At 63.6% G+C, this 12,347-nt stretch carries 9 protein-coding genes, 1 tRNA gene and 1 pseudogene; 5 read left to right on the plus strand and 6 right to left on the minus strand.

Annotated elements, in window-relative coordinates; translation table 11 throughout:
* The first annotated feature begins 5 nt into the window (after positions 1–5).
* Positions 6–1,388: a TolC family protein gene (locus PXJ20_RS06860; protein WP_421029620.1), complete on the plus strand. Its 1,383-nt coding sequence runs from the start codon at positions 6–8 to the stop codon at positions 1,386–1,388.
* Between the two features lie 107 nt (positions 1,389–1,495).
* Positions 1,496–2,765, plus strand: a pseudogene (locus PXJ20_RS06865) (NAD(P)/FAD-dependent oxidoreductase).
* Between the two features lie 83 nt (positions 2,766–2,848).
* Here PXJ20_RS06865 and PXJ20_RS06870 read toward each other — a convergent pair.
* Positions 2,849–2,925, minus strand: a tRNA-Pro gene (locus PXJ20_RS06870).
* Positions 2,926–3,060: 135 nt separating this feature from the next.
* On the opposite strand from PXJ20_RS06870, the gene PXJ20_RS06875 reads away from it, so the two are divergent.
* Positions 3,061–3,522 (plus strand): SixA phosphatase family protein, encoded by a 462-nt coding sequence (locus PXJ20_RS06875; protein ID WP_421029621.1) that lies wholly within the window; start codon positions 3,061–3,063, stop codon positions 3,520–3,522.
* A gap of 180 nt (positions 3,523–3,702) precedes the next feature.
* Positions 3,703–4,521 (plus strand): GNAT family N-acetyltransferase, encoded by an 819-nt coding sequence (locus PXJ20_RS06880; RefSeq protein WP_421029622.1) that lies wholly within the window; start codon positions 3,703–3,705, stop codon positions 4,519–4,521.
* A 123-nt stretch (positions 4,522–4,644) separates the two neighbouring features.
* Here PXJ20_RS06880 and ppx read toward each other — a convergent pair whose 3' ends face one another.
* Positions 4,645–6,225, minus strand: a complete 1,581-nt coding sequence (gene ppx / locus PXJ20_RS06885) for an exopolyphosphatase (RefSeq protein ID WP_277596631.1) — start codon at positions 6,223–6,225, stop codon at positions 4,645–4,647.
* Between the two features lie 188 nt (positions 6,226–6,413).
* Here ppx and ppk1 point away from each other — a divergent pair, with 188 nt between their 5' ends.
* The gene (gene ppk1 / locus PXJ20_RS06890; protein WP_421029623.1) at positions 6,414–8,477 is read left to right on the plus strand and encodes a polyphosphate kinase 1; all 2,064 of its coding nucleotides are present in this window, start codon (positions 6,414–6,416) and stop codon (positions 8,475–8,477) included.
* A gap of 88 nt (positions 8,478–8,565) precedes the next feature.
* Here the strand turns inward: ppk1 and phoR are convergent, their stop codons facing one another.
* From phoR to pstB, 4 genes are all read right to left on the minus strand, one after another.
* Positions 8,566–9,879, minus strand: a complete 1,314-nt coding sequence (phoR, locus tag PXJ20_RS06895) for a phosphate regulon sensor histidine kinase PhoR (RefSeq protein WP_017776189.1) — start codon at positions 9,877–9,879, stop codon at positions 8,566–8,568.
* A gap of 154 nt (positions 9,880–10,033) precedes the next feature.
* Complete coding sequence (phoB, locus tag PXJ20_RS06900) at positions 10,034–10,735, minus strand: phosphate regulon transcriptional regulator PhoB (protein WP_017776188.1); 702 nt, start codon at positions 10,733–10,735, stop codon at positions 10,034–10,036.
* Between the two features lie 28 nt (positions 10,736–10,763).
* Positions 10,764–11,468 carry a phosphate signaling complex protein PhoU gene (gene phoU / locus PXJ20_RS06905; protein ID WP_017776187.1) on the minus strand — a complete coding sequence of 235 codons (705 nt, stop codon included), beginning with the start codon at positions 11,466–11,468 and terminating at the stop codon, positions 10,764–10,766.
* Positions 11,469–11,493: 25 nt separating this feature from the next.
* On the minus strand, positions 11,494–12,342 hold the full coding sequence (gene pstB / locus PXJ20_RS06910) for a phosphate ABC transporter ATP-binding protein PstB (protein WP_042299817.1): 849 nt from the start codon (positions 12,340–12,342) through the stop codon (positions 11,494–11,496).
* Between the last annotated feature and the right edge of the window lie 5 nt (positions 12,343–12,347).

Consider the following 12,347-nt stretch of genomic DNA (forward strand, 5'->3'; position numbering starts at 1 on the left):
CTGCCATGAGATCCAGCCTGTCTGCATGGGCGATCGCGCTCGCGGCGGTCAGTTCAGTGGCACATGCCGAGACCGACCTGCTCGCCGCTGCCCACGATGCCCTCGCGCACGATCCGGTCTATGCCGCCGCCGTGGCCCAGAACCAGGCCGATGCAACGCGGCGCAAGCAGGGCCGCGCGGGCTTCCTGCCCCAGGTCTTCGCGACCGGCAACGTGCGCTACGGAACCGTCGATCAGGAAACGACCGGCGCGCACTTCGCCGGCGGCGGCTTCGGGTCGAGCAACGGCATCGCGTTCGATACGCGTGCAGCAGGCGCCACGGGTGCGGGCTGGGCCGTGACCATCAAAGAGAACCTCTACAGCGCAGCAAAGAACGCCGACGCCCGGCAGATGAACAATGCGGCGGACGCGGGCGACGCCTCGCTGCGGCTCGCGCGGCAAACGCTGCTGCTCCAGGTTGCCCAGGCGTACTTCGCCGTGCTCGCCGCCGAAGACGATGTCGCCGCGCTGAAGTCCACGCGCGAAGCGGCGCTCGAGGCGAGCCGCATCGCCCAGGGCCGCTTCGAAGCGGGCGACGCCGCGATCACCGACGTCAACGACGCCAAGGCGCGCGCCGATCTCGCCGAGGCACAGATGCTGGCCGCGCAAACGGCGCTCGACCTCAAGCGCGCCGAACTGCGCGACCTCACCGGCAACCCCGACACGGCGCTGCGCCGCCCCGGCAACACGGCGGCCGTGAAGTCTGCGTTGGAGTCCCTCCAAGCGGGCGACTTCGCCGACTGGCAGTCGCGCGCCATGACCGGCAATCCGTTGATCGAACTGCGCCGGCTTGGCGTGGACAACGCGCAGGCGGAGACGTCGCGCTACCGGCCCGGCGCCGGCACGACGGTGGATGCGTTCGCCTCGTACATCGGCGACCGCATGAACGGTGCAGGCTACGGCGGCAACAGCTCGATGCGCAGCAACAGCGCCGTGGTCGGCATCATGGTCACCATCCCGCTCTACACGGGCGGCCTGCGCAGCGCGAAGGCCGAAGAAAGCGCGGCGCTCCTCAACCGCGCGGGGCTGGATGAAGACGCCGCGCGCGTCGCCGTTGCGCGCGAGGTGCGGCAGGCGTTCCTCGGCTTGCAGAGTTCGAAGGTCCAGGTCACGGCGCTCACGCAGGCGCTGCACTCGGCCGAATTGCAACTGGACGCCAACCGCACGGGCTTCGAGGCAGGCGATCGGCCGTCGATCGACGTCCTCAACGCGGGGCAGGCGTTGTTCGCGACACGGCGCGACCTCGCGGCGGCGCGCTATCAGATTGCGCTGAACCGGCTGCGGCTGGCTGCGGCCGCCGGTGAACTCGACGAGGAGCAGCTCGCACAAATCAACGCGATGCTGCACTGATCGCAGCCATCGCGCGGATCGCGCTGACCGTACCGCTCCATGGAGAAGAAGGCGGGCGACAGAAAGAGATTCCCTGCGCCACGTGGCGCACCCAAGGAGGAGACACCATGGCTCATATCGTGATTCTGGGGGCAGGCCTCGGCGGCCTGTCGATGGCCTACGCAATGCGCAAGGCGGCACGTCACGACGATCGCGTGACCGTCGTCTCGGACGACACGCATTTCCATTTCGTGCCGTCGAATCCGTGGGTGGCCGTGCGATGGCGCAAGCGCGAGGATGTCGACGTCGAACTGCGCCCCGTGCTCGATCGCAAAGGCATCGGCTTCGACGCTTCGGGCGCGAAGCGTGCACCCTGAACGCAACGAAATCGAGCTGACGGACGGCAGGCTGCTCGCTTACGACTACCTCGTCATTGCGACGGGTCCGAAACTGGCGTTCGAAGAGGTGGACGGCCTGGGGCCGCAAGGGCATACGGCGTCCATCTGCCATGTCGATCACGCCGAACAGGCCGCGAGCCAATGGGACGCGTTCGTCGCCAACCCGGGGCCGATCGTGGTGGGCGCGGTCCAGGGCGCGTCGTGTTACGGCCCGGCGTACGAGTACGCGATGATCATGGACGCCGACCTGCGCCGACGCAAAATCCGCGACCGCGTGCCCATGACGTTCGTCACGGCCGAGCCGTATGTCGGGCACCTCGGCCTGGGCGGCGTCGGGGACTCCAAGGGCATGCTGGAGTCGGCCATGCGCGAGCACGACATCAAGTGGATCTGCAACGCAAAGACCACGCGCGTGGAAGCGGACAAAATGTTCGTCACTGAGTACGACGACCTGGGCCACGAACGGCGCAGCCATGAACTGCCGTTCCGCTACGCCATGATGCTGCCCGCGTTCAAGGGTGTGGACGCCGTAGCCGGCATCGAGAAGCTCACCAATCCGCGCGGCTTCGTCGTGATCGACGAATTTCAGCGCAATCCCACGTATGCCAACGTCTACGCGGTGGGCGTGTGCGTGGCCATTGCGCCGATCGAGACCACGCCCGTGCCTACCGGCGTGCCGAAAACGGGATTCATGATCGAGTCGATGGTGAGCGCGACGGCGGAAAACATCCGCGCGGTGCTCGACGGACGCGAACCGTCGACGCGCGCCACGTGGAATGCCGTGTGCCTCGCCGACTTCGGCGACCGCGGCGTCGCCTTCGTCGCCCTCCCGCAGATTCCGCCGCGCAACCTCAACTGGTCGAGCGAAGGAAAGTGGGTGCACGTGGCCAAGATCGGCTTCGAGAAGTACTTCATGCACCGCATGCGCACGGGCGGAACGGAACCGGCCTATGAACGCATGGTGCTGGATTGGCTGGGAGTGAAGAAGCTGAAGGCGTGAGGCTTCTTCGTGAGGAGTGAAACTCAGGTGGACAAAACAGAAAGGGGTTACCGGCCGGAAGGCGGGTAACCCCTTGGTGTTGCTGGTCGGAGCGATAGGATTCGAACCTACGACCCTCTGATCCCAAATCAGATGCGCTACCAGGCTGCGCTACGCTCCGAGTAATCCAACATTTTACCCAGAACGCGCTCGATCCGTCAAACCAGGGAGCCTCTGACCACCGTCACGTCGCGTCTTGCCCCTCCAGGCATCCCGCATGCACCATGCGAGATACGCCCACTCAAGGAGACGCCGCATGAACCTCATCCTATGGCGCCACGCCGAGGCCGAAGATGTCGCCGCGACCGATCTCGCGCGCCAGCTCACCACGCGTGGCCGCAAGCAGGCTCAAAACGTTGCGCGGTGGCTGCGCTCCCGACTGGACAACGATGCCATGGTCATCGCGAGTCCTGCTACACGAACGGTGCAGACCGCGGAAGCGCTCTCGGACCAATACCGTGTCGTGCGCGACATTGCACCCGGCGCAAGCGCAAGCGACATCCTTTCCGCAGCCGGCTGGCCCCAAGGCATCGCATCGACCGTCGTCGTAGTCGGTCATCAGCCCACGCTCGGCGAAGTGGCGGCCCTGCTGCTGACAGGCAGCGACGAAAGCAGTTGGGCCGTGAAGAAAGGCGGCCTCTGGTGGTTCGAAAGCCGCGAGCGTAACGGCCATGACCAGGCTGTGTTGCGCGCGGTCATGAGCCCGGACCTGGTCTGAATGCAGGGGGCATGGAAGGCGTGGAACGGCCGTTCCGCGCGTGATGGGTGCCGCATGTCAGCCTGCATGTCAGCCTTACGATACGTCATCGAATCGTCACTGGTTTGCCATGGAAGCGTCACCGGTCATTACTATATTTGGCGCTCAAGTGAAGCCCCTTTTTACGACCAGGAACGCCCCATGCGAGAACTGCCGACGCCCACCCTGCCCCTCGCTTCGATCCCGTTCGAGCCGCGTCGTCGCCTGCCGCACGCGGAGGAAACGATCACGGCCCAGCATCGGTTGCAGGTGGCCTGGGCGCGCAGCGACGAAGAGCTTCGCGAAGCGCAGCGTCTGCGTTACCGCGTCTTCGCCGAGGAAATGGGCGCGCATCTGACAGGCCCGGCCGGTCTCGACGTCGACGCCTTCGACGCGTACTGCGATCACCTGCTCGTTCGCGACCTCGACATGCTGAAGGTCGTGGGCACCTACCGCGTGCTGCCGCCGTATCAGGCAGCGCGCATCGGCCGCCTTTATGCCGAAGGTGAGTTCGACATTTCACGCCTCACGCATCTGCGCTCGAAGATGGTCGAGGTGGGCCGCTCGTGCGTGCACCCCGACTATCGCAGTGGTTCCGTCATCATGTCGCTGTGGGCGGGCCTCGGCTCATACATGATGCAGAACGGCTACGAAACGATGCTGGGCTGCGCGAGCGTACCGATGGTGGACGGTGGCCACTACGCCGCGAACCTTTACGCGTCGCTCGACGAAAGCGCGCTCACGGCACCCGAATATCGCGCGTTCCCGCACACGCCGCTGCCGGTCGACGAGTTGCGCACGGGTGCCGTTGCTGTGGCGCCGCCGCTCGTGAAGGGCTATCTGCGTCTGGGCGCAAAGATCTGCGGCGCACCGGCCTGGGACCCCGACTTCAACACGGCCGACTTCCTCACGCTGTTCCGCCTCTCGGAAATCAACGCGCGCTACGCCCGTCACTTCCTCGGTGACGCACTGCCGCGCTGAAAGCCGACACAAGCGCAGTCGTCGCGCGAACGAAGACAAAAGAGCCCGGCATGCCGGGCTCTTTTTCATCGGGATATCGAACGAAACGGCACAGCATGGTTGCGTGCCGCCGCAGCGGAAAGGCTACCTGTCCGTGTAGACCACACGATACGGAATGCCAACTTTCTCCCACTCCGCAGCCTCCTGAATAAGGCTGTAGTCCGTCAGCGGGTTGTTCACCACCCATTCCTTGGGCAAACGCACCTCGTAACCATTGCCCTCGCGCGCCACGGTGATCTCGGGCAAGCCGACGTCCGCACGGCGGCGCGACAGTAACGCGGCGAGGCGCAGACAAAACAACAATTGCCACTCCACTTCGCGCGTCTGCGAGAGCTTGCCGAGCTTGCCTGCGTGGCCGAGCACGAGCGCGGCAAGGCGCGCCTGATCGGTACGCGAAAAACCGGGCATGTCCGCGTTGCTCGCGATGTACGCCGAATGCTTGTGATAGGCGCTGTGCGAGATGGAAAGCCCGATTTCGTGCAGCGAAGCCGCCCACGAAATAAACATGCGGTTCTCGGCGCACACTTCCTCGTCGGCCTCTTCGAACTGGTCGTAGAACTGCACGGCAAGCTCGCCGATGCGCACCGCCTGTGCGCGGTCCACACCATAACGGCGCATGAATCCTTCCACCGTCACAGTGCGCATGTCCTCGTGCTGGGACCGCCCGAGCAGGTCGTAGAGCACGCCAAGACGCAGCGCACCGTCGGTCGTATCGACGTAGTCGATGCCGAGTTCGTCGAATACCGCAATCATGATCGAGAGACCGCCCGCGAGCACCGGCACGCGGTCGGCTTTTAGCGCAACGAGCTTGAGGCGGTTGACGTTCTCGGCCTTGATCAGCGCGCGCTTGAGTCGCTCGAGACCGCCGCGCGAAATGCCGTGCGTAATGCCGGCGTCGTTGAAGCCATTCGCCTCCACGAGTTCGGCCAGTGCGCGCGCCGTGCCCGACGAGCCGATTGCCTGCTCCCAGCCCGCGTCCTTGTACTCGGTCGAGATGATCTGGATTTCGCGGCGCGCAGCGAGTTCGGCCTGGCGCATCGTGTACTCGTCGACGTTGCCCGCCGGAAAGAAGCCGCGGCTGTGGCTCACGCAGCCGATATACAGGCTCTCCATCTTGATGGGCGTGTAATGCTGGCCAATGATGAATTCCGTTGAGCCGCCGCCGATATCCACCACGAGCCGTTTGCCCGCGCTCGCGGGCACCGAATGTGCCGCGCCCGCATAGATGAGCCGCGCTTCTTCGCGACCCGCGATAACTTCGATAGGAAACCCGAGCGCCGCTTCCGCCTCGACGAGAAATTCGCGCGCGTTCTTCGCGATACGCAGCGTATTGGTGGCCACCGCACGCACGTGATCGGGATGAAAATCGCGCAGCCGTTCGCCGAAACGCTTCAGCGCGTCCCAGCCGCGCACCTGCGAGGCGCGGTCGAGCATCTTGTCTTTTGAAAGGCCGGCGGCAAGACGCACGGGTTCGCGCAGGGCATCGACCTGGTAGATCTGGCTGCCGGCTTCGGTTTCTTCAACGCGCCCGACGATCAGCCGGAAACTGTTGGAGCCGAGATCCACTGCGGCGAGAAGATGCGGAGTATTGACCATCGATTGAGCGGGTTCCATACGCGCCAGCAAGGCCGCACGGGCCAGCGCAGCGCTGTTCAAAGTCGCCATTTTAAGCGTTGCGGACCTCACGATGTCGCTCCTCGCGCCGGAATGCTGCTCAATACCGCATCCTATTTACGGTGGCCCGAAAATACAGCGTAGAATTTGTGACAGCCCGAATGTCATAAGAATGCCACGTTATTGTGAGAATTTCCGACGGTCCACTCAAGTCTACCGACACCCCATTCTCCCAACCGATGTCCGCCCGCTACCCCCTTCTCAATCGCGAACTGGGCATCCTGGGCTTCAATGAGCGCGTGCTCGCGCAAGCCGCCGACCCCGCCGTGCCGCTTCTCGAACGGCTGCGTTTCATCTGCATCACGAGCAGCAATCTCGACGAGTTTTTCGAGGTCCGCATGGCGGGGCTGCATGAGCAGATGCGTGACAATCCGGGCGCGCTCTCGCCCGACGGCATGTCGCTGCAGCATGTGTACGACCTCGTGGTCGAACGCGCCCAGAAGCTCGTGCATCGCCAGTACGCCATGCTGCACGAGACCGTGCTGCCCGCGCTCGAACAGGAAGGCATCTATTTCCACGGCACCGAAGCGTGGAACGAAGCGCAGACGGAATGGGCACGCGGCTATTTCCTCGATGAACTGTTGCCGGTGCTCACGCCCATCGGGCTCGACCCCGCGCATCCTTTTCCGCGCGTGCTTAACAAGAGCCTGAATTTCGTGGTCGAGCTGGAAGGCAAAGACGCTTTCGGCCGCCAGGCGATGATGGGCATCGTTCAGGCGCCGCGCGCGCTGCCGCGGCTCGTGCGCATGCCGCAAGAACTCTCCGGCTTCGCCCACGGTTTCGTGCTGCTGAGTTCGCTGCTGCAGCGCTTCGTGAACGAACTCTTTCCGAATCTCGTCGTACGCAGTTGCAACCAGTTCCGCATTACGCGCAACAGCGAACTCTTCGTCGACGAAGACGAAATCACGAACCTGCGTGTTGCGCTGCAAGGCGAACTGCCCGCACGGCACCTCGGCAACGCAGTGCGGCTCGAGGTCTCCGCGGAAACGCCGCCGCATCTCGTCAAACGCCTGCTCGACGAAAGCGCGCTCTCGGAAAAGGATTGCTACTACGTCGATGGCCCCGTGAATCTGGTGCGGCTCATGCAGTTGCCCGAGATGGTGGACCGGCCCGACCTCAAGTTCGTCCCGCATATTCCGGCGATCCCCGCGCAGGTCGCGGCCAGCACGAGTCTCTTCGACGTGATCGATCAGGGCGACGTGCTGCTGCATCATCCGTACGAGAGTTTCCAGCCCGTGCTGGAATTGTTGCTTCAAGCCGCAAAAGACCCGAACGTCGTTGCCATCAAGCAGACCATCTACCGTACCGGCACCGACTCGCCGCTGATGGATGCGCTGATGCAGGCCGCGCGCAACGGCAAGGAAGTGACCGTCGTGGTGGAACTGCTCGCGCGCTTCGACGAGGAAACCAACATCAACTGGGCGTCGCAGCTCGAAGCGGTGGGCGCGCATGTGGTGTACGGCGTGGTGGGCCACAAGTGCCACGCAAAGATGATGCTGATCGTGCGGCGCACGCCCATGAACGGCAAGATGGTCCTCAAGCGCTACGTGCACCTGGGCACGGGCAACTACCATCCGCGCACGGCGCGCCTCTATACCGACTTCGGTTTGATGACCGCCGACCCGAAGATCTGCGAAGACGTGCACCACGTGTTCCAGGAACTGACGGGTATTGGTGGCGAGCTCGCTCTTCACGATCTGTGGCAATCGCCGTTCACGCTGCACCCGCAACTGATTCGCTCGATTCGCGCCGAAGCGGAACGTGCCCGCGCAGGCAAGAAGGCGCGCATCGTGGCGAAGATGAATGCGCTGCTCGAGCCGAGCGTCATTGACGAGCTCTACGAAGCATCGCAGGCCGGCGTAAAGATCGACTTGATCGTGCGTGGCGTGTGCGCGCTACAGCCCGGCGTGGAGGGACTCTCCGAGAACATCACGGTGCGCTCCATCGTAGGACGCTTTCTCGAGCACCATCGCATCTACTACTTCTATGCGGGCGGTGAAGAGAACGTCTACCTTTCGAGCGCCGACTGGATGGACCGCAATCTGTTCCGTCGCGTGGAAGTAGCGTTCCCGATCAAGAACCGGCGCCTGAAGCGACGCGTGATTGCGGAAGGGCTCTCGGTGTACCTCGGAGACAATCAGTCGGCGTGGCTCATGCAGAGCGACGGGCATTATCGCCGGCGCCGCCCCGGCAAGTCGTCGCGCAATGCTCAACTGAGCCTGCTCGCGAAGTTCTGTTCGTGAGTTGCTGAAGCGATACGGCCGGCGTCGCGCCGGCCGTATCGTGACTTACGCGACTTACCGCCTCAGTTGCGGCCGCGGAGGCGCAACCTCAAGCCGCAGTGGTCTGGCAGCGCGCCGTGCGTACAGCGGGGAACCGCACCGTGAACTTGCTGCCCCGCCCTTCCTCGCTCTTCACTTCGAGCTGCGCATCGTGCCGTTGCAGCACGTGCTTGACGATGGCCAGCCCAAGACCCGTGCCGCCCGTGTCGCGCGAACGGCTGCGGTCCACACGATAGAACCGCTCGGTCAGACGCGGAATATCGGCCGCGGGAATGCCCAGGCCGCTGTCTGTCACCGAAAACACCGCGGTGTTGCCTTCCATGTGCCAGTCGACGTGCACCTTGCCACCGTCCGGCGTGTAGCGGATCGCGTTCATGACGAGATTGCCGAGCGCACTCAGAATCTCGGTTTCCGCACCTTTGACCGTGAGCCCTTCGTCGATGTCATACGTGATGCGATGCCGGTCTTCGGAGAGCGTGCTGGCATCGTCGCGCACGTGCCGCAGCACGGCAGACATGTCGACGAGCCGCTCGCCAGGCGGCTTGGCTTCGCCTTCGAGCTTCGCGAGCACGAGCAGATCCGTCACGATGTGGCGCATGCGCGAGGCCTGCTGCTCCATCATGTCGAGGTAGCGTGTGCGTTCGGATTCGCTGAGCGGCAGTTCGCGCATGGTTTCGAGAAAGCCTGACAGCACCGTGAGCGGTGTCTTCAGTTCGTGCGACACGTTGGCCACGAAGTCGCGTCGCATCGAATCGGTTCGTTCGAGTTCCGTGATGTCCTGCGAGAGCACGAGCTTGCGGTTCTCGCCGTACGGAAACACCTGCACCGACAGCACGTTCTGCCGCTTCTCGCCCATGCCGCGCATGATCAGCATCTCGTCGTACTGCTGCGAATTCAGATAGCGCACGAACTCGGGCTGCCGCACGAGATGTGTGATGTGCTGGCGCAGGTCGCGCTTCGCGTCCAGTCCGAAATGCACTTCGGCAATCGCGTTGCACCATTCGATCTGGTCGTGGTCGTCGAGCATCGCCACGCCGTTCGGCGACGCCTGGATCGCCTGGATGAAGCGCGAGTGCTGCTGTTCCACCTGCCGCACCTGCGCATGCCAGCGCTTCGCGAGCTTGTGCAGCCGGTAATAGATTTCACCCCACACGCCGGGCGCGCTCGGCACCTCGCCGTACACGGGGGCATCGAGCAGCCGCCAGAGCTGCTGCTTGTGAAACGTGCTGAAGAAGCCCTGCGCGAGCAGCACGACGACCGCGAGAATCAAGGCCGCCTCGATGCCGAAGAACGCGCCGACGCCTGCACACAGCACAGCCAGCAGCACGACCGACACGATGGAGCGCACCCAGATGATGTTCATGGATGTAGCGATGGAAAGCGTTACGCGCAACACGTCCGCGCGAAGAAACGGCGGGACGCTGTTACGCGCTCCGCCGGGTTGTCGTTCTGATTATAGGGGTACGCTCCGGCGGTACATCGCTGGTCGCTGGCTGCCGGCGCCGCGAACGCTTCTTTCAGGCGCTCTTCGCGAGACGGTAGCCGCTGCCGCGCACCGTTTCGATCATCGCATCGCAGCCCGCGGGTTTGAGGGCCGCCCGCAGCCGCTTGATATGGACGTCCACCGTGCGTTCTTCGACGAACACGTGGTCGCCCCATACCTGGTCAAGCAACTGCGTACGGCTATGCACGCGCTCCGGATGCGTCATGAAGAAATGCAGCAGACGGAATTCGGTCGGACCCAGGTCGAGCTTGATTTCGCTGCCGTCCGAATGGGCCGCCACACGATGCGTGGCGGGATCGAGCTTGAGGCCGTTGATCGCCACGACGTCCTCGGTCAACTGCGGTGCGCGACGGCGCAGCACCGCCTTGATGCGCGCCATCAGTTCCTTCGGCGAGAACGGCTTGGTCACGTAGTCGTCCGCACCGATCTCGAGGCCCAACACCTTGTCCTGCTCGTCGCCGCGCGCGGTCAGCATGATGATGGGGATGTGCCTCGTGCGCTCGTTGTTGCGCAGATCGCGGGCGAAGGCGATGCCCGACTTGCCCGGCAACATCCAGTCGAGCAGGATGAGGTCGGGCAGCACGTCGCTGATCAGGTTCTGCGCCTGCTCCGCGTTGTACGCGCGAATGGGGCAATGGCCCGCATGCTGGAGGTTCACCGAAATGAGCTCGGAAATCGCGGGTTCGTCTTCGATGACAAGAATGCTGCTGGGCATCGGCACCTCTTGACCTTTGCGAAAAGAATTAGCTGAGCGCTTCACGTTCGAGCGCGTCGCGCGACTTGTGTCGCACGTCCGTGCCCTTCACGATGTAGATGATGAATTCCGCGATGTTCTTCGCGTGGTCGCCGATGCGCTCGATCGCCTTTGCGATGAACAGGAATTCGAGGCCCGCGCTGATGGTGCGCGGATCTTCCATCATGTACGTCACGAGCTTGCGCACGAAAGCGCGGAATTCCTCGTCGATCGCCTTGTCGTCGCGCACGATCTGCGCGGCGGCCACCGTGTCGAGGCGCGCGAACGCGTCGAGTGCGCGGCGCAGAATCGAAACCGCCATCTCGCCCGAGACCTTGATCTCGGCGATGTTGACCGTGCGCGCCGCGCCGTCTTCGGTCAGGCGCTTGAGGCGCTTGGCGATCTTTTCCGCCTCGTCGCCGGCGCGCTCGAGGTTTGTAATCGTCTTCGAGATGGCGAGCAGCAGGCGCAGATCGCGTGCAGCCGGCTGGCGGCGCGCGATGATGTTGCTGCATTCCTCGTCGATCTCGATTTCCATCGTGTTCACGCGCTCTTCGTTCGTGATCACCTGGTCGGCGATCTCGGTATCGAACGCGTTGAGCGCCTGCATGGCGTGGACGATCTGCGATTCCACGAGGCCGCCCATTTCGAGCACCTTCGATGAAACGAGGTTCAGGTCGGCGTCGAACTGGCTGGAGAGGTGTTTGTCGGACATGTCGTGCTCCTCACGGCGGCGGGAATCAGCCGAAACGGCCGGTGATGTAGTCTTCCGTTTCCTTGCGGACCGGCTTGATGAAGATCTTCTCGGTGTCGCCGAATTCGATCAGTTCTCCGAGATACATATACGCCGTGTAGTCCGAACAACGCGCGGCCTGCTGCATGTTGTGCGTCACGATCACGACGGTGTAGTCGCTCTTCAGCTCGGCGATCAGCTCTTCGATGCGGCCCGTGGAGATGGGGTCGAGCGCCGAGCACGGTTCGTCGAGCAGCAGCACTTCGGGACGAATGGCGATGCCGCGCGCAATGCACAGGCGCTGCTGCTGGCCGCCCGAGAGGCCGTAGCCGCTCTGCCCCAGCTTGTCTTTCACTTCGCTCCACAGCGCGGCCTTCGTGAGCGCCCATTCGACGCGGTCGTCCATCTCCGAGCGCGACAGCGTTTCGAACATCTTCACGCCGAACGCGATGTTGTCGTAGATCGACATCGGAAACGGCGTCGGCTTCTGGAACACCATGCCAATGCGTGCACGCAAGAGCGAGATGTCGCGCTTCGTGGTGAGCAGGTTCTCGCCGTCCATCAGGATTTCACCTTCGGCACGCTGCTCCGGATAAAGCGCGAACATCTTGTTGAACGTGCGCAGCAACGTGGATTTGCCGCAACCCGACGGACCGATGAACGCGGTCACCTTACCTTCGGGAATGCTCAGGTTGATGTTCTTCAGGGCGTGGTATTTGCCGTAGAAGAAGTTCAGGTCTTTGACCTCGATCTTCGCGGCACCCATTGGCTTTGCTTGTGTGCCCTGGGCGGGGTCCATGCCAGCAGGCGTCGTGGCACGGCCATCGGTGTTCAGGTGAGTCTCTGCCATGTTCATCGGAT

Origin of the sequence: Paraburkholderia sp. A1RI_3L (genome assembly GCF_048957895.1) — a bacterium.
In the GTDB taxonomy this organism is placed as follows: Bacteria; Pseudomonadota; Gammaproteobacteria; order Burkholderiales; family Burkholderiaceae; genus Paraburkholderia; species Paraburkholderia kururiensis.

Coding starts and splice junctions, on each gene's coding strand:
- phoR (WP_017776189.1), bottom strand. CDS start 9,879: ATGAACATCATCTGGGTGCGCTCCATCGTGTCGGTCGTGCTGCTGGCT.
- phoB (WP_017776188.1), bottom strand. CDS start 10,735: ATGCCCAGCAGCATTCTTGTCATCGAAGACGAACCCGCGATTTCCGAG.
- PXJ20_RS06860 (WP_421029620.1), top strand. CDS start 6: ATGAGATCCAGCCTGTCTGCATGGGCGATCGCGCTCGCGGCGGTCAGT.
- phoU (WP_017776187.1), bottom strand. CDS start 11,468: ATGTCCGACAAACACCTCTCCAGCCAGTTCGACGCCGACCTGAACCTC.
- ppx (WP_277596631.1), bottom strand. CDS start 6,225: ATGGCGACTTTGAACAGCGCTGCGCTGGCCCGTGCGGCCTTGCTGGCG.
- PXJ20_RS06880 (WP_421029622.1), top strand. CDS start 3,703: ATGCGAGAACTGCCGACGCCCACCCTGCCCCTCGCTTCGATCCCGTTC.
- pstB (WP_042299817.1), bottom strand. CDS start 12,342: ATGAACATGGCAGAGACTCACCTGAACACCGATGGCCGTGCCACGACG.
- PXJ20_RS06875 (WP_421029621.1), top strand. CDS start 3,061: ATGAACCTCATCCTATGGCGCCACGCCGAGGCCGAAGATGTCGCCGCG.
- ppk1 (WP_421029623.1), top strand. CDS start 6,414: ATGTCCGCCCGCTACCCCCTTCTCAATCGCGAACTGGGCATCCTGGGC.